We start from the raw sequence: 22,718 nt of genomic DNA, 5'->3' as shown, positions 1-22,718 counted from the left end.
TATCCATACATCATGTGATTATAAATTAACGCCCGATTCTATTCGGGCGTTAAATGTCTTAAGTCTTCATTATGTCAAAACGAATCGCCGGTCCTGAAATTGAACGCCTGATCCAGCTTCTTGCCCGCGTGCCGGGGCTGGGGCCCCGCTCTGCACGTCGTGCTGCGCTGCACCTGATCAAGAAAAAAGATGCATTGCTGGTACCACTTGGCTCTGCCATGCAGGAAGCCGCAGAAAAGGTGCGTATCTGCTCCTGTTGCGGAAATGTGGATACCAGTGATCCGTGCACGGTCTGCGAAGATCCACGCCGCGATCCTTCCACACTGATCGTTGTTGAAGATGTCTCCGATCTCTGGGCGCTTGAGCGCGCTGGCACCATGAATGTGCGCTATCATGTGCTGGGTGGCCGTCTGTCACCGCTGGATGGTGTGGGACCGGATGATCTCAACATTAAAGGTCTGATCGAGCGTGTCACCGGCGGTGAGATCAAAGAGATTATTCTCGCGGTCAATGCCACGGTCGAAGGGCAGACCACAGCGCATTATATCACCGATCAGCTCGACGGCATGGATGTGAAAATCACCCGCCTTGCGCATGGTGTGCCGGTTGGTGGTGAACTGGATTATCTGGACGAAGGGACACTGGCTGCAGCTTTGCGCGCCAGAACAACATTATAAAACCTGACCAACCGATTTTTATCCAAGTTTCAGGTGCGGTTTGTATAACAGGAGCAGCCATGCAGAAGACTTTCCTCCGTCAGGCTCTGGTGGCGTTGTGCCTGTTTGGCGCAGCGGTGCCGCTCAGCGTACCGGCAGCGCAAGCACAGACTTATTCTGCTGCACTCCAATCCAAAACCAATGCAGCCTTTCAGCTATGGCTGGAGAATGATCTGTGGCCGCAGGCGCAACAGCGCGGCATCAGCCGCAGCGTGTTCAATCAGTCTTTATCCGGTGTGCAGCTGAACTGGAAGCTACCGGATCTGGTGCCACCTGGCACCAAGCCGCAAACACCAAAACAGCAGACACAATCTGAGTTCGGCTCTCCGGCCAATTATTTCCGCAAAGGCACCGTTGATTCCGTTGCCAGCAATGGCAAGCCGAAGCTCAATGCGCATAAGAGCCTGCTGACGAAAATCGAACGCGACTTCGGTGTGCCTGCCGGTATTGTTGTTGCTGTCTGGGGACGTGAATCCGCCTTTGGCACGGTGAAGATCCCTTATAACGGTTTTGAAGTGCTGGCGACCAAGGCTTTCATGGCCACACGCAAGGATATGTTCCATGCGGAATTACTGGCCGCGCTCGAAATTGTACAGAAGGGCTATATGGATAGCGCCCATCTGAAAAGCTCTTGGGCAGGTGCGCTTGGTCAGCCGCAATTCATGCCTACATCCTATTTGAAACATGCCGTTGACTATGACGGCGACGGACGGCGCGATATCTGGAATTCCGTGCCGGACACACTGGCTTCTATTGCTGCCTATTTGCAGCATTTCGGCTGGCAGAAAGGCCGCGACTGGGGCTTTGAGGTCAATGTGCCGCAAAATGTCTCCTGCTCACTGGAAGGGCCGGATCAGGGCAAGACATTCCGTGACTGGACAGCACTTGGTATCACTCGTGTGAATGGCAAAGCATTCCCTGCACAGGAAATGGCACAAGAAGGTTTTCTGCTGATGCCTGCCGGTCGTCACGGCCCTGCATTTATTGTCACGCCGAATTTCTACGTGCTGAAAAACTATAATATGAGCGATCTCTATGCGCTGTTCATTGGTCATGTTTCTGACCGGATGAGCTATGGTGCCGGTGGTTTTCAGCAAGGCTGGGGTGATGTCGGTGGTCTTTATCGCTCCGATGTCGCTGCCATGCAGAAACGACTGCAAAAGCAGGGCTATGATGTCGGTAAGCCGGATGGACTGGCGGGATTTAAAACCCGTCGCTCTATCGGTGTCTGGCAGGCAAAAAACGGCCAGCCTGCCACCTGTTTTCCTGATAAGGCATTGGTTAAAGCCATTCGCTGATTGTTATCTGTTTTCTTTGACCATCGCATAAAGCGCTTTAAAGGCGTGGCTCTGGTAGCGCTCGCGGTGGTTCAGAAGCCAGAATTGCCGCGGCGGCAATGTAAACGGCACTTGTTTTAATGTGCCTGCTGCAAGATGCGGACGGGCTGCCAAGGCAGAAAGCACAGTAGCATAGTCTCCTGCAATCAGAGCCGAGCATATGGCCTCATTGGAAGGTAGCTCAAGTGCGAGTGGCAGGTGTGCGGGATCAAAAGCCTGATCGCGTAAATAGGCTTCAAAGGACGCACGCGTGCCGGAGCCTTGCTCACGTAAAATCCAGAAACTTTCCGGCAAGGTTGCAGTCAGCAGTGTCGTGCATTTTGCCCACGGATGCTGCGGACGGACGACGGTAATCAACTGATCTGTGGCCACTGATTCTTTATGCAGAAACGGGTCATCCGTTTCGCCTTCAATGAAGCCTGTATCCGCCAGTCCCTCCCGTAAAGCCTCAACAACCTGCTCGCTGTTGCCGATAGAGAGTTTGAGGTCAATCATCGGATAGGTGGTGTGAAACCGTGCCAAAACCGGTGGCAGCCAGTAGCTGGCAATCGTCTGGCTGGCATAAATATGCAGACTGCCCCGTTGCAGGCCGGTTATCTCGCTGAGGGTCAGTTCTGCGGCTTGCGCACGGGCAAGCACAGCTTCAGCCTCATGCAAAAAGATACGACCCGTCTCATTCAGTTCAATTCTTCGGCCGATCCGGTTGAACAATTGGGTCGCATAGCGCTCTTCCAGTGTTTTGATCGCCGCACTGACCGCTGAAGGGGTTAGGTGCAGGATTTCGGCCGCACGCGTCAGGTGCTGCTGACGGGCGACTTCCGCGAATATCCGTAATTGCTCAAGGGTCATAACGATCAATCATTCGTTTTTATTGAATGAATAATAACATATTTTCAAATGGAATGAATGATTGAAATAAGCGATAGAATTGGAAAAATTATCGGAAGTACCGCCATGACACGTAATATTCGTTCTAATTTTTCCCGTATTTTGCCCGGACTTATTCTCTGTCTGCTGGTGAGTATCGCAGCTTACGCGCTGGAACATATCGAAGCGCATTATTTCGGGCGGGCATGGTTGGAATCAATCGTACTGGCCATCCTGATCGGGGCAGCGGTACGCTCATTATTCAGCCTGTCTGGCCGGTATCATGCCGGTATCCAGTTTTCATCGAAGATGATTCTGGAAATTGCGATTGTGCTGCTCGGCGCATCGATCAGTGCCGAAGCGGTGATGCAGGCAGGGCCGGCTTTGATCGGTGGTATTGCCGGTGTCGTGATGCTGTCGATCGGTATCAGCTATTCTATCGGCCGGTTAATGCGCCTGTCGCATCGTATGGCGGTGCTGGTGGCTTGTGGCAACTCCATTTGCGGTAACTCAGCAATTGCAGCCACAGCGCCGGTTATCGGTGCCAGCAGTGATGATGTGGCGTCATCCATTGCCTTTACTGCAGTTCTGGGTGTTGTTGTGGTGCTGTGCCTGCCGCTGCTGGTGCCGTTGCTGAATATGTCGGCTGCGCAATATGGTATTCTGGCAGGCCTGACCGTTTATGCGGTGCCGCAGGTCTTGGCTGCAACAGCGCCGGTGGCCGCATTGAGTGTGCAGATCGGTACATTGGTCAAGCTGGTGCGTGTGCTGATGCTGGGGCCTGTTATTGTGACAATCGGTGTTATTGGTGCGAAGTCGGGCGGTGCCCGTCCGAAACTGTCGCAGATGGTGCCGTGGTTTATTATCGGCTTTCTGGGCATGATGGCACTGCGTAGCCTGTCACTGATACCCCAGGTTGTTCTGACACCACTGCACGAGGGCAGTACAGCCCTGACAGTAATTGCAATGGCAGGACTCGGGCTTGGCGTTGATGTGCGCACCGTTGTTAAAGCCGGTGGCCGTGTCACGCTGACCGCTGTTTTCTCGCTGCTGGCGCTGGGTGCTATCAGCCTGACCCTGATTGCTATGCTGGGTGTTGCCTGAGGCTGCACTAATATTCAGAACCGACTTATTATTCATCGCATAAAAAAGCCCCCGCCGGATTGCTCCGGCGGGGGCTTTAACTACTTTAAGATAAACAGGGCTCTATCACGCGGATAAAGCCCCGCTCATAAATTAGTTGTTTTCGGACTTTTTCATTGCTGCAGCAAGAATGTCACCGAGCGATGCACCGCTGTCTGCGGAACCGTACTGAGCAACTGCTTCTTTTTCTTCAGCAATTTCGAGAGCCTTGATGGAAACCTGCAGTTTGCGGGTTTTCTTGTCGAAAGCGATAACGCGTGCGTCAACTTTCTGGCCAACGGAGAAACGCTCTGGGCGCTGCTCGTCACGGTCACGGGACAGATCCGAACGCTTGATGAAGCTTTCGATGTCGTGGTCAACCAGTTTAACTTCGATGCCGCCATCGGTGATGCCGGTTACTTCACAGGAAACAACTGCGTTTTTGCGCAGGTCGCCGGAAGAAGCTGCTTCACCAACGCTGTCGCCGGTCAGCTGCTTGATGCCGAGGGAGATACGTTCTTTTTCGATGTCTACATCGAGAACGACTGCCTTAACAACGTCACCTTTGTTGAACTCTTCGATAACCTGTTCGCCCGGACGGTTCCAGTCGAGATCCGACAGGTGAACCATGCCGTCTACATCGCCGTCGAGACCAATGAACAGGCCGAATTCGGTCTTGTTCTTGACTTCGCCTTCAACAACGCTGTTGGCTGGGTATTTCTGAGCGAAAGTTGTCCATGGGTTGTCGAGGGTCTGCTTGAGACCGAGCGAAATACGGCGCTTGACCGGATCCACTTCGAGCACAACAACTTCGACTTCCTGAGAGGTCGACAGGATTTTGCCCGGGTGTACGTTCTTCTTTGTCCAGGACATTTCGGAAACGTGGATCAGACCTTCGATACCTGGTTCGATTTCAACAAATGCACCGTAATCGGTGATGTTGGTTACGTTACCAGTGATCTTCTTGCCAACCGGATATTTCGCACCGATGCCATCCCAAGGATCATTTTCAAGCTGCTTCATGCCCAGGGAAATACGATGTGTATCCTGGTTGATGCGGATGATCTGAACCTTAACCTGCTGACCGATAGTCAGGATTTCGGAAGGATGGTTTACACGGCGCCATGCCATGTCGGTAACGTGCAGCAGGCCGTCGATGCCGCCGAGGTCAACGAACGCACCGTAATCGGTGATGTTCTTAACAACGCCGTCAACAACCTGACCTTCTTCAAGGTTCTGAACGATTTCAGAACGCTGTTCCGCACGGGATTCTTCCAGAACGGTACGGCGGGACACAACGATGTTGCCGCGACGCTTGTCCATTTTCAGGATTTCAAACGGCTGCGGGTTGTGCATCAGAGGTGTAACGTCGCGGATCGGACGAATGTCAACCTGTGAACGTGGCAGGAACGCAACGGCACCATCGAGATCAACGGTGAAACCACCCTTAACCTGATTGAAGATAACGCCATCAACGCGCTCACCTTTGCCGAATTTCTCTTCGAGGCGAACCCAGCTTTCTTCGCGGCGAGCTTTTTCGCGCGACAGAACAGCTTCGCCAAGCGCGTTTTCGATACGCTCAACGTAAACTTCTACTTCGTCGCCCGGCTTCATCGAGCCGTCTTTGCCCTTAGCGCCGAATTCCTTCAGCGGCACGCGGCCTTCAACTTTGAGACCTGCATCGATGATTGCCATGTCTTTTTCGATGGCAACAATACGGCCCTTAACAACATAACCTTCTGCAAGGTCATTATTGGCGAAGGACTCAGCCAGCAGAGCTTCAAAATCTTCGCGTGTCGGGTTAAAATCTGACATGTAGACTCCTGATGTATCCGTGAAATTCACGGGATACGGCGCCGGGGGTTGGTGTTTCGAGAAAGTCTGAAGACAAGCCGTTCTTAAAAAGAACAATCCGGCGCATGGCCTGAAAACAGACATTTTTTATATAAAAGACGCACAACTCTATGATTTTTCTGAAATTCAGAAGGTAATCAGCTGCGCAATGCTGCATCTATCAGCTTTTTAGCCTCTAGAAATGCCGCTTCTATATCCATTTTACTGGTATCGATCAAGTGCGCATCGCTTGCGGGTTTTAACGGCGAAGCCGAGCGGTTCATGTCGCGCTCATCACGGCGCTTCAGATCGTCCAGAACTGCATTATAATCCGCATCAGCGTTTTTTGCACGCATTTCATTAAAACGACGCTCTGCCCGCACTTCCGCAGAAGCGGTGATATAGAGTTTCACCCGCGCATCAGGGCAGACAACAGTGCCGATATCGCGCCCGTCCAGCACCGTGCCGGGCAGGTTATCTGCGAATTTGCGCTGGGCTTCCACGAGAGCGCGGCGCACTTCCGGCATGACAGCAACTTTGGAAGCTGCTTCACCGATCTCATGGGCAGACAACACAGTGCGATCGAGCCCTTTCAGGTCGAGTTCCTGTGCAACCCGTGCGGCAATGGCTTCATCATCAAGCGGTAAACCCTGATCAATCAAGGCTTTAGCAACTGCGCGATAGGTGAGGCCGGTATCGAGATGATGAAAACCATAATGGCTTGCGAGGTTGCGGGCCAGCGTTCCTTTTCCGGAAGCTGCCGGCCCGTCAATGGCGATGATGAAAGCTTTATTCTGCATTACAGTTATTTTGCCTCGGCCACAGTGATATCTGCGCCCAAGTTCCGCATCAGATCCATGAATTCAGGGAAGCTGGTTGCGATCATTGTCGCATCATCAACGGTCACCGGTTTTTCAGAAGCCAGTCCCAGCACGAGGAAGCTCATGGCAATACGGTGGTCGAGATGGGTGGCAACAGTGCCGCCGCCAAAACCCTTGCCGGACGGATTGCCGCGCACCGTCAGCGACATTTCGCCTTCAGTACAATCGACACCATTGGCTTCAAGGCCACGGGCAACAGCTGCAAGACGGTCTGATTCTTTGACACGCAACTCATCCAGACCATCCATAATGGTTTCGCCTTCCGCAAAAGCGGCGGCAATAGCCAGAACCGGATATTCGTCGATCATGGATGGCGCACGGTCAACCGGAACGGTGATGCCGGTAAGCTTCGATGAGCGTACGCGCAGGTCAGCTACATCTTCACCGCCTGCAAGACGCGGATCGAGAATGTCGATCTGGGCGCCCATTTCCTGCAAAGTGGTGATCAGGCCGGTACGGGTCGGGTTCATCAGCACATTGCGGATGATGAGGTCTGAACCCTCTGTGATCAGCGCAGCCACAAGCGGGAAGGCGGTTGAGGACGGATCGCCCGGTACGTCAATCGTCTGTCCGGTGAGCTTGCCCTGTCCGGCGATATGGATGTGACGGACGCCGTCTTTGTCGGTTTCAACACTCAGATCGGCACCGAAACCCTGCAACATCTTTTCCGTATGGTCGCGGGTCATGATCGGTTCAATGACCGTGGTTACACCCGGTGTGTTGAGACCGGCCAGCAGAACTGCCGATTTAACCTGTGCCGAGGCCATCGGTACGCGGTAACGGATTGGGTTTGCGGTGCGGGGGCCATGCAAAGTCAGCGGCAGACGGTCGCCTTCCGCAGCTTCAACCTGTACGCCCATTTCACGCAACGGATTAAGCACGCGTGCCATCGGACGCGATGTGAGGGATGCGTCACCAAGAAATGAGGTTTTCATATCATAGGAGCCGACCAGCCCCATGGTCAGGCGCACGCCTGTTCCGGCATTGCCGAAATCCAGCGGTGTTTCTGATTCCAGCAGGCAGCCGTTGCCGGTGCCGTTGATAATCCAGATGTCGCCTTCTTTGCGGATTTGTGCACCCATAGCCTGCATGGCTTTGCCGGTGGCCAGAATATCTTCGCCTTCCAGCAGGCCGGAAATACGGGTTTCACCCGATGCAAGGCCGCCGAACATGAAGGAGCGGTGAGAAATCGATTTGTCGCCCGGAATGCGGATATCGCCCTTCAGGTCGCGGGAGCGACGAGCGGTTGCAGGTTTGGAAACTTGAGAGTGAGACATAATATTACAGTCAGTTTATGCTGCCGTTTTTGTAAGCTTCTAAGCGCGTTTCAGACAGCGCGGTCAATCGAGGTGGCTCAGGTCTAGCATAGGTTTTACCGCAGGTCATCCTGCAAACTAAACAAAGCAGGTCATCCTGCAAACTGGCTGAAATGTCGTCGTTCAGCACTGCCGGTTTAAGAGCGGCAATAAACCGGCGTATTTTGGCCACGAAACCTGTTAAAGAAGCATGTTTCAGCAAAACATGTGTCTTTGGCTTTGACAAAGGTAGCTAAATCCGTTTATGCACCAAAAAACACCGAAAAGGCTTTCCGGTTTTATCTCCTGTTTCGGGGGATGTGCGGATGCCGCAGCCGGCACAACTTATGAGGCTTGACGTGGCAAAATCTGAACTTGGCACAAAACGTATCGATCCGGAAACGGGCAAGAAATTTTATGACCTGAATAAGGACCCGATTGTTTCCCCTTATACAGGTAAATCCTATCCGCTTTCTTATTTCGTATCTTCCGTGGATACCCGCGTAGAAGAGGAAGAAACAGAAACTGAAGAACTGGATACAGCACTGGATGCACCGGAATTCGTATCTCTGGAAGATGCGGATGACGAAGCCAAGGGCGACGATATTCCGGATCTGGATGATGATGACGATGTGGATCTCGGCGATGATGATGATCCGTTCCTGACACCTGATGATGAAGACGAAGATGATGATATGTCCGGTCTTCTGGGCGGCGGCGGCGGCGTTGGTGACGACGACGAAGGCTAATCAGCTCTTCTGATTGTGAATTGTAAATGCCCCGTACTGATATCAGTACGGGGCATTTTTTTTGACTTGTTGTGCACAGGCGCAGAGATTTTTCAGTGCTTTGAGCAAATAATCTGGATATCTTTGAAAGAGTTTGCTTTTTCCTCTTGATCTTCTGTGAAAGGCAATTTATGTAGCCGTCACGAACAGATCATAATCTGCTTCGCACCACCGGAACCGACGCTCAGGTCGGCATGTTTCAAAGCATGATCGGTAATGGGGCCATAGCTCAGCTGGGAGAGCGCTTGCATGGCATGCAAGAGGTCAGCGGTTCGATCCCGCTTGGCTCCACCAAAAATCACAAGAAATTTCATATATTGAAATCAATGCTTTTTAAAAAAAACATTCTGATCGATTCTTTTCATTGCGACCAATGAAACCGCCCCAATAGCTATCTTTGCAATATGCAGTGACTGGTCGCCAGTGAAATGAAAATCTTCTGATGAAGATAAGGTTTTATCAGAAGTTCAGGTTCTTTGAGATCTGCCATTCATTGTCAGCATTCAGTTCTACACGCTTGTTGCCCCGGTAAAAAATCGGGTTTCCGGTTTTTTTATCCATAGAAAAACGAGTAGGGGCCAGTCTGTCTTCCTCGTAGCCGGTTGTTGCCAGAGCTAGCGCTTCTTTGAATTTACCGTCTTTGCACAGGGACTTAAAAAGGGTCAAATTCATGGTGGTTGCTTTCATTCATCTTTATTGCTCAGGCCTGCTTGTAGGAACTTCTTGCGCATTAAGCTATGCCTTAGTGCCACTTTAAAATTAGAGCATAATTTCACCTTAGACTGATCCAAGTTTAAGGGATTAGGCTCTTGGCACGGTTAATACAGCATAAAGGCAAAATAGGTGGTATGTTTTCAGGCGGACAGATCTCATGCAGAACGGGATGCGTTATGAAAAAGAAGCTTGTGGTTATTGGTGCGGGTTTTGCCGGCTTGCAGGTTGTACATGGTCTGAAAAAGACCGATCTGGACATCACTTTAGTGGATCGCCGTAACCACCATCTGTTTCAGCCTTTATTATATCAGGTGGCTACTACGGTGCTTGCAACCTCGGAGATTGCATGGCCGATCCGCCATCTTTTTCGCGATCGTTCCGAAGTAACGACTTTGCTTGATGAAGTTGTTGGTATTGACCGTGATCGCAAAATTGTGCGTCTGCGTAACAGTGCCGAACTGCCCTATGATATCCTGGTTCTGGCTACAGGCGCACGCCACGCTTATTTTGGTAAGGATAAGTGGGAGGATTTTGCACCCGGCTTGAAAACGCTGGAGGATGCAACCACAATTCGCAGGCGTATGCTGCTGGCCTTTGAGCAGGCAGAACTGGAGGCAGATCCGGCTAAACGTGAGGCATTACTGACATTTGCAGTGATTGGTGCGGGACCGACAGGTGTGGAAATGGCTGGTATGATTGCCGAGCTTGCCCATCATACATTACCGCGCGAATTTCGCCGGATTGATACACGTCAGGCCAAAGTCTTGCTGGTGGAAGCAGGCGGGCGGGTGTTGCCGAGTTTCAGTGAGAGCCTGTCTGACTATGTGAGAACCTCTCTGACAAAGCTCGGTGTGACCGTGCGTACCGGTGTGCCGGTAACAGCCTGCGATGAAAACGGTATAACAATCGGAGAGGAGCCGATTGCCTGCCGGACGATCATCTGGGCGGCCGGAGTGCAGGCATCACCTGCTGCCCAATGGCTGGGAGCAGAGGCGGATCGGGCGGGCAGGGTGGTTGTCACCAAGGATTTGCGGCTTGCGGATGATCCGTCGGTTTTCGTGATCGGTGATACAGCATCAGTGAAATGGGGCGAGGATAAATCCGTGCCAGGTATTGCGCCTGCGGCCAAGCAGCAGGGGAGCTTTGTTGCAAAATGCATCCGTGCTTCATTGAAAGGCACAATGCCGCCTGAAACTTTCAAATACCGGCATCAGGGCAATCTGGCGACAATCGGCCGTAAAGTTGCAGTGATTGAATTCGGTAATTTCAAGCTGAAAGGCATTCTGGCGTGGTGGATTTGGGGGCTTGCCCATATTTACTTCCTGATCGGAACACGGTCACGCCTTGCCGTCGCATGGAGCTGGCTGTGGATTTATCTGAGCGGATTGCAAAGTGCGCGTCTGATCACGCAAAAAGAAACCATGCGTGATCCTGAAGTTTGAAGGCATTAAAAAATCCCGCCATTTGGCGGGATTTTTTTAATCAGGCAGCAATCTTGCGGCGGGTGAACGGGCCATGCGGAATTTCCGGTGGCGCGAAGCTTTCCGCAGAAGCGCGATCCCAGCGGCTGTACCAGTCAGACAGTTCTGCAATTTCAGAACCGGAAACCAGAAAGCCGTTTGGCAGATACGGATAGACTTCATTACCGTCGAGGAATTCATTGTCCTTTTGACGGAACATGAAGTGGTAAGGCATGAAATCGCGCGGGTCACTCAGACCGGCCGCACCGGCAAGCTCACCCAGAGCATGCATGGTATTGCGGTGGAAGCGTGCAACGCGGTGGCTCTTATCATCCACATCAATCGCACGCTGACGCAGCGGGTCCTGCGTGGCAATACCGACAGGGCAGGTATTGGTATGGCAGGACTGTGCCTGAATGCAGCCGACAGCAAACATGAAGCCGCGTGCCGAGTTGCACCAGTCAGCGCCCAGAGCAAATGTACGGGCAATATCAAAGGCGGAAACAATCTTGCCTGCTGCACCGATTTTGACTTCATGACGGATACCGGCACCGCGCAGCGTGTTATGCACGAAGGTCAGGCCTTCAAGCATCGGCATACCAACGCGGTTGGTAAATTCCAGCGGAGCCGCACCGGTGCCACCTTCTTTACCGTCAACGACGATAAAATCCGGATAAATGCCGGTTTTTAGCATGGCCTTGACCATCGACATGAATTCGCGGCGATGACCGATGCAGAGTTTGAAGCCGACAGGTTTGCCGCCGGAAAGCTCACGAAGCTGGCCGATAAATTCCATCATGCCGATCGGCGTGGAGAAAGTATTGTGTGCCGGTGGCGAAATACAGTCTTTGCCCATCGGGATGCCGCGTGCTTCGGCGATTTCCGGAGAGATTTTCTTGGCTGGCAACATACCGCCATGACCGGGTTTGGCACCCTGACTGATTTTCAGTTCAATCATTTTGACCTGAGGATCGGCAGCCTGAATGGCAAATTTTTCCGGCGAGAATGTACCGTCATCATTACGGCAGCCGAAATAGCCGGATGCAACTTGATAAATCAGATCGCCGCCGCCTTCACGATGATAGCGGCTGATGCTGCCTTCACCGGTGTCATGGGCAAAATTGCCCATCTTCGCGCCTTTGTTCAAAGACAGAATAGCATTGGCAGACAGTGCACCGAAGCTCATAGCCGAAATGTTATAAAGGCTGGCATCATAAGGCTGTTTACAGGCCGAGCCGCCGATACGGACACGGAAATCCGTATCCTTAATAACCATCGGCACCGCTGAGTGTGTCAGCCACGCATAGCCGGAGCCGTATACATTCTCAATTGTACCAAAAGGGCGTTTGTCTTCCACGCCTTTGGCGCGCTGATAGACAAGGCCGCGAATCTCTCTGCTGAAAGGTTCTTCATCGCGGTCGCCTTCAATAATATACTGGCGCAGTTCCGGACGGATACTTTCAAGGATAAAGCGCATATGGCCGATGATCGGGTAGTTGCGCAGGATCGCGTGTCTGGACTGGAAAATATCATAAACGCCAAGGCCGAGCAGGGCACTGGAAATCGCAGTTATGATAAGCAGCCATTCGCTGTAATAAACCGCTCCGAGAAACGAGGCGATTGTCAGAAGCGCAACACATGTGAAAACCGCATAACGCTGATAAGAGAGCATGAGTGTCACCATTTTTATATGAGCCGGAATGAGCCGCTTTTTGAAAAAGAGTCGCTTAACCGGTCGATTGGCGTCTCCTTAGCCCACCCGCCGCATGATTGCGAGGGGGATTCTTGTCTGACGTGATGCGTAAATAACGAAAAATATGCGCAATTAATCGTGAATTGGCCTGTGGGAGGGAGATTTTACCCCGAAATGTCTTTCAAAGGATATTTTTAGCTTTGCTTAAATGCCGCATGCTTCAATGAAGGGGGCTTATCTGTCTGAGGATGCCTGCTGTACCGGCGGCAAGACGTGAGGAAATAATATTTCCTGACCGAAAAATGGCTGGTGATCTATTTAAGGCAATGAAAATAAACATAAATTTATATCAGTTTTGCGGAGTTTCGTTGTGTCGGTGATCGTAAATGCCTGATCACAAGTGCGATTTGGAAGGAACTTATTAACCTTCATTTTTTATTACTTTGTGGACAGAACTCAGTAGCGTATTTTTTGGTTTTTCATGTCCATGCGTATTCCACGATCCAATTTCTCCATAGCAACGTCTGACCGCTTTGCGGCTTCCGCTGACATGCGTGAACCGGTATCCCCGCCGCATGAAGTGCAGAGCTTTGAGCAGGTTGCTGCCGGCTCTTTTATATCTGAGACACAGTATCAGCCGGAAGAACAGGTTTTTGCAGGAACAGATTTTGCAGAAGCGGAGGTGCCTTCGCCTCTCAGCTATGCTCCGGCTGTTGTCACAGAAATTGTGCCTGCCACAGCTGCTGAAACTGTGACCTCAATCCCGACATACCCGCTTAGGAGTAAGCAGATGAGCAACAATTTTGCGGTTAAACATTGGATGGATCAAGAACGTGCTGCTCCGGCTGAAGAGCCTACTGTGGTTGCGCAATCTGCCGCACAGCAGGCGGCACCAGTTGCAGCACCGCAAGCCGTTGCTGCGCCGGTTCATCCAAAACCTGCTAATCCGACCATGATTATGAACAGCCCGCATGTGGCCTATCAGGGACTGTCTGTACGTGAGCAATTCGGTTCCGACGAGAAAGTCTGGAAAAACGCTTTTGCTCTGGCTGAAAATGTCCGTTTTACCCGCACGCCCGAAAATGAGTTGATGCGTCTGCGCGCCAAGCTGATTGAAGAATTCGGTGCGGAAGAAGAAACACAGCCGGTTGTTGCACATGAACAGGCCGCAGCGCCTGCGGCGCAGGCGGTACAGCCTGCTGTTGTTACTACTGCCGCTGCAACGCAGCCGGTGCGCACTGCGCCGGTATTGCGCGGTCCTTCCAGCATGATTGTTGCCGCACGTCTGCGCTTGCCGGTTGTGCCGGTCGCACCGCATGTTGAAGCAATGGCACCATTGGCTGGCGCCGTATCGTCGCCGGTTATTTCCGTTATTCCTGAAGCTGAAGTTGTGAATGCTGTAGTTTCTCATTTGCCGCAAACACCTGTAGTTGCGGAAGTGACTGCTGCTCCTGCTGTTGAAAGCGAGCAGAGCAGTCTGCAGCTCAGCCATTTGTCTGATTTTGCATTCTGGGAATTTGCCGGTCTGCCGGACATTCTGCCAGCATCAACAACACCGGTTGTCACTGTGGCAGAAGCGGTTGAAGTTGTTGCACCTGTTGCGGCCATTGCGGTTGAAGAAACTGCCGCTGCACCGGTTATTGAGACAAAATCTATTCTGAGCATGTTCCGTGCTGTTGAGCTGCGCCCTGTTCAGGACGTTGTTCAGGAAAAGACGGAAGAGGTTGTTGCTGCTGAACCTGCTGTCGTGGTTGAACCACAAGTCAGCGTGCCGGCAGAAGCACCGGCCGAAATCGCAACGCCTGTTATTGAAGCTGTTCAGGTTACAGAAAATATTGTTGCAGAAGCTGCCCCTGTTGAAACAGCACCTGCTGTTGCGCAAGTAAGCAATCCGTTTTTGCCGTCCTTCAGCTTTGGTCTGTCAGGCTATCAGATGCCTGTCTATTCCATTGCCACACAGGCGCTGCTTGTACCGTCATCTCTGAGCGAAGTTGCGGCTCCGGTTGAACAGGAACAAGAGCAGGTTGTTGCTGCTGAAGCCACTATCGAGACAGCGCCTGAGGCTGTTGTTGAGCAGAGCGAACCTGTAGCAGACGTTGCGGACGTTGTTGCTGAACAGGTGGAAGCACCTGCCGAAAAAGCTGCGGTACCGGTAACATTTGCTGCAGCTCCGGCTGCGGCGCGTAATTCTTCATCTTCAATTAACTTGTCGATCTTCTCGCCGACCGCGATTGAAACCGGAACTGTCATGTCCGGTGAAGGCTATGAATATCCACCACGCGCTTTGTTGCAGGAGCCGATCTATAAAGACGGTGCGATTATCTCGCAGGAAATGCTGGAGCGCAGCGCTGGTTTGCTGGAAAGCATTCTTGAAGATTTCGGTGTGCGTGGTGAGATTATCCATGTCCGTCCGGGACCTGTGGTCACGCTCTATGAATTCGAGCCTGCACCAGGTGTGAAATCCTCCCGCGTGATTGGTCTGGCTGATGATATCGCTCGCTCCATGTCGGCACTCTCTGCCCGTGTTGCAGTGGTGCCGGGGCGCAATGTGATCGGTATTGAGCTACCGAACTCGATCCGCGAAACGGTTTATTTCCGCGAACTGATTGAATCGCCAGCTTTCGAGCGCACCAATTGCCGTTTGGCACTGTGCCTTGGTAAAACCATCGGCGGTGAGCCGGTGATTGCCGAACTCGCCAAGATGCCGCATTTGCTGGTTGCCGGTACCACCGGTTCCGGTAAGTCGGTTGCCATTAATACAATGATCCTGTCGCTGCTCTACCGTCTGAAGCCGGAAGAATGCCGCCTGATCATGATTGATCCGAAAATGCTGGAACTGTCGATTTATGACGGTATTCCGCATCTGCTCACCCCTGTCGTTACCGATCCGAAGAAGGCCGTTGTGGCGCTGAAATGGACCGTGCGCGAAATGGAAGAGCGCTATCGCAAGATGTCGCGTCTCGGTGTGCGTAATATCGACGGCTACAATGCCCGTGCTGCTGCTGCGCGTGAAAAAGGTGAGACTGTTACCTGTACGGTACAGGCTGGTTTTGACAAAGCGACCGGTGAGATCCTGTATGAAGAACAGGAAATGGATCTGACACCAATGCCTTACATCGTCGTTATCGTCGATGAAATGGCCGACCTGATGATGGTTGCCGGTAAGGAAATTGAAGGTGCGATCCAGCGTCTGGCGCAGATGGCACGTGCGGCCGGTATTCACCTGATCATGGCGACACAGCGACCAAGCGTTGATGTGATCACCGGTACAATTAAGGCGAACTTCCCGACCCGTATTTCCTTCCAGGTCACATCGAAGATCGACAGCCGCACCATTCTCGGTGAGCAGGGTGCAGAACAACTGCTTGGTCAGGGTGATATGCTGCATATGGCCGGTGGCGGCCGCATCGTTCGTGTCCATGGTCCTTTCGTCTCCGATGAAGAAGTGGAAAAGGTCGTTAATCATCTGAAAGAGCAGGGACGTCCGGATTATCTGGCCACTGTGACCGCCGATGAAGAAGAGACGGATGCCGTTGAGGATGACAGTGCTGTCTTTGACAAGAGCGATATGGGCTCCGAAGATGGTGATGATCTCTATGAGAAAGCCGTGAAGGTCGTGCTGCGTGATAAGAAATGCTCAACCTCTTACATCCAGCGCCGTCTGTCGATCGGTTACAACCGTGCTGCTTCTCTGGTTGAACGCATGGAGCAGGAAGGCCTTGTCGGTGCTGCCAATCATGTTGGTAAACGTGAAATCCTCGGCCAGAATGACGGTATGTAAAATGTACAAGTGATTTGCATATCACTGTAAAAAAGAATGTTTCAACTACCCGTCTGGTTATAAGCCGACGGGTAGTTTTGTTTTATATTGAGAAAATTGCTCTATATTATTATTTTATAATTTTACGTGAAATATTATTATTGTTCAGAATTTTCGTTTCGGTTCTATCTTATTGAAAAATGACAGCTATTCCCTGTTGTTAATTCGGGCATATTCATAGCATATTAACCATATGGGAGCATAAAGAGATGGAACACTCTGAAATGCGTGAGGTGGATTATGCAGCGTTACAGATTTGATCAGAAGGTAATCGTTGTCGAGGCGATTGTGGAAATGATTAAGCGCGGTGTGCCTGCCAGTGAGATGGATATCTATCTCAGCCGTATGGGGCCTGTGGATCTGGATATGCTGCAGCAATGTATGGATGAGGTCTATGCTTATATTGCGCATGAGGATGCGCGGCAGCAGGGCGGTTATCAGGAGCGCGCAGTCGCTTAAATTAGAATAGGTTTTGAGTAGTTATATTTTGAAAGACTGATTCACGAAAATATCGTATATCTGTCATGTTCTTGAAATATTTGCTCTCTATACATATATTGAATTTAAGAAATTCGTCTGATTTTTGACCACGGATGTACTGGCAATAATTGAGACGTTTAATGGAAGGTCGGGATATCCCGGCCTTTTTCATTTTGTATATTTTCATTTCTCATAATTTTATTTTTGTTCGCTTTGTTTTAGGAAGTGATTTCGCAGCTGCTCAGCCTAAAAAACTTGACTGGAATGTATAGTTTTACGCGCGTCACGCGAAAACGTGACCGAGATTCATCTTGCTGTTCGATGGATTCATGCTTATAGAAGCCGCAAAAGTCTCTGGATGGCAGACTGAATCGGCGTGATGCGGCGGCTTTCCTGCAGATGTTTTGTATCGGGACGGTCAATACCTACAGGCTGGCTCGTCTGATACGGAACGGTTTTCATATTCGATGAATAGCTGTTCCTGCAGAGTTTCTGAAATGTTGTATAACGGCTTCCGGTGTTGAAATACGGGGCTTTTTTGCCTATGAATTTCAGGATTTACCGAAACTACTGTATATTCTTCTTGTTCTGAAATAAATTCAGATCAGAAATAATACAGCATTTCAAAGCAGTTAAGGTGCCTTTGTATTTTATGGATCACATAAAATACCTTGGTGAATGTTGATATGTGGCCTGCCCCGGGCGCATTCAAGACGGAAAATTTAAATGAAACACAGATTATTCCGCTCAGTAGGCATTGGTGCGGTTCTGATGATGACGGCAATTCTGGCAGGGTGTCAGCAGGTTGTTTTGTTTCCTAAAGGCGAAGTTGGCATTAAGGAACGTGACCTGATTGTTTTTGCGACTGTCATCATGTCGCTGATCGTTGTGCCGGTGATTATCGCGACACTCTATTTCGCGAATAAATATCGTGCCAACAAGGATAATGAATATCTGCCTGACTGGCATCACTCCAACAAGATTGAAGCCTTTGTCTGGGTTATTCCGTGCATCGTCATTCTCATTCTTGGTTATGTGACCTGGGTTAAGACACACGAACTGGATCCTTACCGTCCGCTGGAACATGCGGCCAAGCCGGTTCAGGTTGAAGTCGTGGCAATGAACTGGAAATGGCTGTTCATCTATCCGGAGCAGGGCATTGCCTCGGTGAATGAACTGGTTGTACCGGTAGATCGTCCGCTGAACTTCCGTATCACCTCCGGCCACATTATGAACTCCTTCTTCATTCCGGCTTTGGGTGGTCAGGTATATGCAATGCCTGGCATGCAGACCAAACTCCACCTTATCGGTAATGAAACCGGCACCTATGCAGGTATTTCCGCGAACTATAGCGGTGATGGTTTTGCTCAGATGCGCTTTACAACGCATGTGAAGACAGAAGGTGACTTTGAGAAGTGGGTTTCTGAAGTTCGTACCTCTGACAAAGTGCTGAACCGTGCAGGTTATATCGAGCTGGATCAGCCGACAGAGAAACACCCGGTTACACATTACGCATCCACCGAGCCTGGCCTGTTCAGCGCCATTATCGGTCGCTGCGTGGATGGGAAGACACCTTGTGTCAGCCATGGTGGCGGCAGCGTTCAAAAGCTTTCGCCGTTCATCACATCTTCTGTGAAAAAAGAATCGCCTGCGGAACCTGCGTCTAACTGACGGGATTTCGTGACTTTAGGCAGGCAGACCACTGGCTTTCATAGCCAATGGTCTTGCCATTAAAAGTGTAGAGAAATGTTCGGAAAACTTACCCTAGCGGATATTCCATTTCACGAACCGATTGTGATGGTCACTTTGGCCGCAGTCGGTCTCGGTGGTCTGTCTCTGTTCGCTGCCATTACCTATTTTGGTAAATGGGGCATTTTGTGGAGAGACTGGCTCACCACTGTCGATCATAAGCGCGTTGGTATCATGTATATCATTCTGGCGCTTGTTATGCTGTTCCGCGGCTTCTCCGATGCCATTATGATGCGTGCGCAGCAGGCAATGGCCTCCGGCGCGAATGAAGGCTTCCTGCCTCCGCATCACTATGACCAGATCTTCACCGCCCATGGCGTGATCATGATCTTCTTCGTGGCGATGCCGTTCATCGTTGGTTTGATGAACTTTGCGGTGCCGCTTCAGATCGGTGCCCGCGACGTTGCGTTCCCTTACCTGAACAGCCTTAGCTTCTGGTTGACTGTTGCCGGTGCTATTCTGATCAATATCTCACTCGGTGTCGGTGAATTTGCACGTACCGGTTGGTTGGCCTATCCGCCGCTGTCCGGTCTGGAATACAGCCCTGGCGTCGGTGTTGATTATTATCTCTGGGCCTTGCAGATCTCCGGTATGGGTACATTGCTCTCCGGTGTGAACCTGATCGCAACCATCATCAAAATGCGTGCCCCTGGCATGACTATGATGCAGATCCCGGTTTTCACATGGACTTCTCTGTGTGCGAACATTCTGATCGTTGCAGCCTTCCCGATCCTGACCGTAACTCTGTCGCTCCTGCAGCTTGACCGCTATCTTGGTATGCATTTCTTCACCAATGATTTCGGCGGCAATCCGATGATGTATATCAACCTCATCTGGATCTGGGGTCACCCGGAAGTTTATATTCTGGTTCTGCCTTGCTTTGGTGTGTTCTCGGAAGTTATTGCGACTTTCTCGGCAAAACGTCTGTTCGGTTACACCTCAATGGTCTATGCGACTGTTGCCATTACCGTTCTGGCCTTCCTCGTCTGGGCTCACCACTTCTTTACTATGGGCGGTGGCGCCTCCGTTAACGCCTTCTTCGGCGTGGCGACGATGATTATTTCGATCCCGACAGGGGCGAAAGTCTTCAACTGGCTGTTCACAATGTATAAAGGCCGCGTGCGTATGGAAACGCCGGTTCTGTGGACTGTCGGCTTCATGTGTACATTTGTTGTCGGTGGTATGACCGGTGTTATGCTTGCAATTCCGCCTGCGGATTTCGTACTGCACAACTCCGTGTTTCTGATTGCGCACTTCCATAACGTGATTATCTCCGGTGTTCTGTTCGGCTGTTTTGCCGGCTTCATCTACTGGTTCCCGAAAGCATTCGGTTTCCGTCTGGATGAAACATGGGGTAAACGCGCATTTTGGTGCTGGCTGACAGGTTTCATTCTTGCCTTTATGCCGCTCTATATCCTCGGCTTCATGGGTATGACCCGTCGTATCAACCACACTGAAAATCCGGAATGGCAGATTTACCTGATCGTTGCTGCGATCGGTGCAGCGATTATTCTGGTTGGTATTGTCTGTCAGGTTATTCAGGTTCTGGTGTCTATCCGTAACCGTGAAGCTCTGCGCGATCACACCGGTGATCCGTGGGAAAACGGTCGTACACTGGAATGGTCTGTTGCTTCTCCTGCTCCGTTCTACAACTTCTCTGAAACACCGCGTATTCAGGATGTTGATGCTTACTGGGATATGAAGAAGCGTGGCGTGAAGCGTAAAACCGACAAGTTCAAGCCAATTCATATGCCACGTAATACCGGTACCGGCTTTATCATCGGTATGGTTTGTATCGTGCTTGGTTTCGCTGGTGTATGGCATATCTGGTGGCTGGCAATTGCTGCGGCTCTCGCCATTATTGCGATCAGCATCATCCATTCGTTCAACAATAACCGCGACTACTATGTCACTGCGGAAGAAGTGCAGCGTGTTGAAGATGAACATACGCTCAAGCTGCAGTCTTTAGGAGTTAAGCCATGAGCGCCGCTGTAACGCACGCTAATGATCATGCTCACGGGCATGACGATGATCACGAGCACCACGATACCCGCGGTACTACGCTGATCGGCTTCTGGATCTACCTGATGAGTGACTGTGTCATCTTTTCGGGTCTGTTCGCTACTTTCGCTGTTCTCTCGCGTTCATACGCGGGAGGACCGACCGGCTGGGAATTGTTTGATCTGGAATTCGTCGCCGTTGAAACAGCTCTGCTGCTGTTCTCCAGCCTGACCTATGGTCTGGCGATGATTGCAATGTCACGTAAAAAACAAACCGCTATGCTTAGCTGGATTGGCGTAACATTCCTGCTCGGTGCCACCTTCCTTGCGATGGAAATCTATGAATTCCATCACCTGATCGAAATTGGTGCAGGTCCTGGCCGCTCGGCGTTCCTGTCAGCCTTCTTCGTGCTGGTTGGTACACACGGTCTGCATATTCTGTTTGGTCTGATCTGGATTCTGGTGCTGGTTGCACAGGTTCTGCGTTCCGGTCTGACCGAAGCCAATCAGACCCGTCTGATGTGCCTCAGCCTGTTCTGGCACTTCCTTGATGTTGTCTGGATCGGTGTATTCTCGATTGTTTATCTGATGGGAGTTCAGGCATGAGTTCCGCACGTAAAACTGAAGCATCAGCCAGCGAAACCAAGAACTATGTGATTGGTTTTATTCTGGCGGTTATCCTGACAGCTGTGCCGTTCGGCGTGGTTATGGGGCAGTATTTCGACACCACCACAACCGTGGCCATTATCATGGTATTCGGTGCGGTGCAGATGGTTGTTCATCTGATTTACTTCCTGCACATGGATTCCAAATCCGAAGGCGGCTGGACATTGCTGGCTCTGCTCTTCACTGTCATGATTTTGGCAATTGTTCTGATCGGTTCGCTCTGGATTATGAACCATCTGGCCATCAACATGATGGAAGTCAGCCCTGAGGCTGCACGGGCACTGCCATAAGCAGCAGCAGGAGTTTGATTAACTCCTCTGCAGGCCAAAAATAATGAACGGCGTTGCGTAAGCAGCGCCGTTTTTTTGTTCTGCGATATATTATTTGTTCAGAACAATCCGCGCTGCGTGTATATTGATTTTACGGAGGTTTTTTCCGTGTTTTTTAATAATCAATTTTCTTTTTTATTTATTATTTTGGTGGCTCCAATGAAACTTATTCATTTTGATAAATGGCGTATAAAGCTAATATTTTTAGCAGGTATAACGGTGATGCTCTTGGGCGCAGGAGCGCTTGCAGCGCAGGCACAATCTGCAATTACTTCTGAGGCGGTGAATTTACGATACGGGCCTGGGGCTCATTATTTACGGATCACTACACTGCCGCGTAGTGCATCAGTTCATATTGATTATTGCCGCACTGGCTGGTGCCAGATCAGGACGAGCTGGGGAATTGGCTGGGTCAACAGCCGTTACTTGCTGCAAACGTCTCAGTTCGCAGCTAAAGAGACGCGTGATGATCTGGCGCAACCGGTTATTCCGGAAGTGCAAGACAGCTCACAGAACACTAATAACGAGATATTTTATGATCGTTATTATCACTCTTATTACCGGCTATATGATGGCTACTGGTATTATCTGGGGCGCAGACAGGGATATCGACCGGATTACTGGTTTTATGATCCCTATTATAAATAGCGCAAATAGCATGTGATATCCGACGAATCCCTGTAGCGAAACGTGATTCCGCTGCAGGGATTTTTGTGTATTTGAGCATTTATCTTAACGAATGCACGGAAGCGGTACCCGCGGCTTGTAACAATTATTAAAATCGTGTTTCAGAGCCTGAAGCATGGGGTTTATGGGTGATCTTGGGAGTTGTGATCAAAAATATCATTTATTTTCAATGTGTTGAAGATATTTAAGGAGGAGGTATATGCCCATTCTTGTTCATTAATATTAGATATTTTTATCCTGCTCTTTGCCAATAGCCACAAATTTAGTTTTCTTTTAGGTAA

General features: G+C 50.8%; 19 protein-coding genes and 1 tRNA gene. 13 read left to right on the top strand and 7 right to left on the bottom strand.

Annotated elements, in window-relative coordinates; translation table 11 throughout:
* Window positions 1-71: 71 nt before the first annotated feature.
* Together recR and DFR47_RS06955 are read left to right on the top strand one after the other, a co-directional pair.
* Entirely contained in the window at window positions 72-677 is a 606-nt protein-coding gene (recR, locus tag DFR47_RS06960; RefSeq protein ID WP_075654014.1) for a recombination mediator RecR, read from the top strand.
* Window positions 678-736: 59 nt separating this feature from the next.
* Entirely contained in the window at window positions 737-2,014 is a 1,278-nt protein-coding gene (locus tag DFR47_RS06955) for a lytic murein transglycosylase (RefSeq protein WP_113943649.1), read from the top strand.
* A 3-nt stretch (window positions 2,015-2,017) separates the two neighbouring features.
* Here DFR47_RS06955 and DFR47_RS06950 read toward each other — a convergent pair whose 3' ends face one another.
* Window positions 2,018-2,902: a LysR family transcriptional regulator gene (locus tag DFR47_RS06950; protein ID WP_113943648.1), complete on the bottom strand. Its 885-nt coding sequence runs from the start codon at window positions 2,900-2,902 to the stop codon at window positions 2,018-2,020.
* Between the two features lie 105 nt (window positions 2,903-3,007).
* On the opposite strand from DFR47_RS06950, the gene DFR47_RS06945 reads away from it, so the two are divergent.
* Window positions 3,008-4,024, top strand: coding sequence for a YeiH family protein (locus DFR47_RS06945; protein WP_113943647.1), 1,017 nt, complete (start codon window positions 3,008-3,010; stop codon window positions 4,022-4,024).
* A gap of 132 nt (window positions 4,025-4,156) precedes the next feature.
* Here DFR47_RS06945 and rpsA read toward each other — a convergent pair whose 3' ends face one another.
* From rpsA to DFR47_RS21545, 4 genes are all read right to left on the bottom strand, one after another.
* Window positions 4,157-5,857: a 30S ribosomal protein S1 gene (rpsA, locus tag DFR47_RS06940; protein WP_113943646.1), complete on the bottom strand. Its 1,701-nt coding sequence runs from the start codon at window positions 5,855-5,857 to the stop codon at window positions 4,157-4,159.
* Window positions 5,858-6,033: 176 nt separating this feature from the next.
* Complete coding sequence (gene cmk, locus DFR47_RS06935; protein ID WP_113943645.1) at window positions 6,034-6,675, bottom strand: (d)CMP kinase; 642 nt, start codon at window positions 6,673-6,675, stop codon at window positions 6,034-6,036.
* A 5-nt stretch (window positions 6,676-6,680) separates the two neighbouring features.
* The gene (aroA, locus tag DFR47_RS06930) at window positions 6,681-8,033 is read right to left on the bottom strand and encodes a 3-phosphoshikimate 1-carboxyvinyltransferase (protein ID WP_113943644.1); all 1,353 of its coding nucleotides are present in this window, start codon (window positions 8,031-8,033) and stop codon (window positions 6,681-6,683) included.
* A gap of 10 nt (window positions 8,034-8,043) precedes the next feature.
* Window positions 8,044-8,298 carry a hypothetical protein gene (locus tag DFR47_RS21545; RefSeq protein WP_147245514.1) on the bottom strand — a complete coding sequence of 85 codons (255 nt, stop codon included), beginning with the start codon at window positions 8,296-8,298 and terminating at the stop codon, window positions 8,044-8,046.
* Between the two features lie 112 nt (window positions 8,299-8,410).
* Here DFR47_RS21545 and DFR47_RS06925 point away from each other — a divergent pair, with 112 nt between their 5' ends.
* Together DFR47_RS06925 and DFR47_RS06920 are read left to right on the top strand one after the other, a co-directional pair.
* On the top strand, window positions 8,411-8,800 hold the full coding sequence (locus DFR47_RS06925; RefSeq protein WP_113943973.1) for a TIGR02300 family protein: 390 nt from the start codon (window positions 8,411-8,413) through the stop codon (window positions 8,798-8,800).
* Window positions 8,801-9,057: 257 nt separating this feature from the next.
* A tRNA-Ala gene (locus tag DFR47_RS06920) sits at window positions 9,058-9,133 on the top strand.
* Window positions 9,134-9,298: 165 nt separating this feature from the next.
* Here DFR47_RS06920 and DFR47_RS06915 read toward each other — a convergent pair.
* Window positions 9,299-9,511 carry a hypothetical protein gene (locus DFR47_RS06915; protein ID WP_113943972.1) on the bottom strand — a complete coding sequence of 71 codons (213 nt, stop codon included), beginning with the start codon at window positions 9,509-9,511 and terminating at the stop codon, window positions 9,299-9,301.
* Window positions 9,512-9,729: 218 nt separating this feature from the next.
* On the opposite strand from DFR47_RS06915, the gene DFR47_RS06910 reads away from it, so the two are divergent.
* The gene (locus DFR47_RS06910; RefSeq protein ID WP_113943643.1) at window positions 9,730-10,995 is read left to right on the top strand and encodes an NAD(P)/FAD-dependent oxidoreductase; all 1,266 of its coding nucleotides are present in this window, start codon (window positions 9,730-9,732) and stop codon (window positions 10,993-10,995) included.
* A 40-nt stretch (window positions 10,996-11,035) separates the two neighbouring features.
* Here the strand turns inward: DFR47_RS06910 and DFR47_RS06905 are convergent, their stop codons facing one another.
* Window positions 11,036-12,697 (bottom strand): FMN-binding glutamate synthase family protein, encoded by a 1,662-nt coding sequence (locus DFR47_RS06905; RefSeq protein WP_113943642.1) that lies wholly within the window; start codon window positions 12,695-12,697, stop codon window positions 11,036-11,038.
* 1,336 nt (window positions 12,698-14,033) lie between these two features.
* Between DFR47_RS06905 and DFR47_RS06900 the strand changes: the two genes are divergently transcribed.
* The 7 genes from DFR47_RS06900 to DFR47_RS06870 all read left to right on the top strand — a co-directional run bounded on the left by DFR47_RS06900 (window position 14,034) and on the right by DFR47_RS06870 (window position 22,398).
* On the top strand, window positions 14,034-16,487 hold the full coding sequence (locus tag DFR47_RS06900) for a DNA translocase FtsK (RefSeq protein ID WP_425373334.1): 2,454 nt from the start codon (window positions 14,034-14,036) through the stop codon (window positions 16,485-16,487).
* Between the two features lie 279 nt (window positions 16,488-16,766).
* The gene (locus DFR47_RS06895) at window positions 16,767-16,985 is read left to right on the top strand and encodes a hypothetical protein (RefSeq protein ID WP_113943641.1); all 219 of its coding nucleotides are present in this window, start codon (window positions 16,767-16,769) and stop codon (window positions 16,983-16,985) included.
* A gap of 747 nt (window positions 16,986-17,732) precedes the next feature.
* Window positions 17,733-18,677 carry a ubiquinol oxidase subunit II gene (gene cyoA / locus DFR47_RS06890; RefSeq protein WP_113943640.1) on the top strand — a complete coding sequence of 315 codons (945 nt, stop codon included), beginning with the start codon at window positions 17,733-17,735 and terminating at the stop codon, window positions 18,675-18,677.
* A 75-nt stretch (window positions 18,678-18,752) separates the two neighbouring features.
* Complete coding sequence (cyoB, locus tag DFR47_RS06885) at window positions 18,753-20,738, top strand: cytochrome o ubiquinol oxidase subunit I (RefSeq protein ID WP_113943639.1); 1,986 nt, start codon at window positions 18,753-18,755, stop codon at window positions 20,736-20,738.
* Window positions 20,735-21,361, top strand: coding sequence for a cytochrome o ubiquinol oxidase subunit III (gene cyoC, locus DFR47_RS06880; RefSeq protein WP_113943638.1), 627 nt, complete (start codon window positions 20,735-20,737; stop codon window positions 21,359-21,361). The genes cyoB and cyoC overlap by 4 nt, the downstream gene beginning before the upstream one ends.
* On the top strand, window positions 21,358-21,711 hold the full coding sequence (cyoD, locus tag DFR47_RS06875) for a cytochrome o ubiquinol oxidase subunit IV (RefSeq protein WP_113943637.1): 354 nt from the start codon (window positions 21,358-21,360) through the stop codon (window positions 21,709-21,711). Before cyoC ends, cyoD begins: the two co-directional genes overlap by 4 nt.
* A gap of 147 nt (window positions 21,712-21,858) precedes the next feature.
* The gene (locus tag DFR47_RS06870; protein ID WP_147245512.1) at window positions 21,859-22,398 is read left to right on the top strand and encodes an SH3 domain-containing protein; all 540 of its coding nucleotides are present in this window, start codon (window positions 21,859-21,861) and stop codon (window positions 22,396-22,398) included.
* The last annotated feature ends 320 nt before the right edge of the window (window positions 22,399-22,718 follow it).

Origin of the sequence: Pseudochrobactrum asaccharolyticum, from assembly GCF_003314995.1 — a bacterium.
Classification (GTDB): domain Bacteria; phylum Pseudomonadota; class Alphaproteobacteria; order Rhizobiales; family Rhizobiaceae; genus Pseudochrobactrum; species Pseudochrobactrum asaccharolyticum.
The sequence above is the reverse complement of the archived record's forward strand: the minus strand, read 5'-3'. Positions and strand labels throughout refer to the sequence as shown.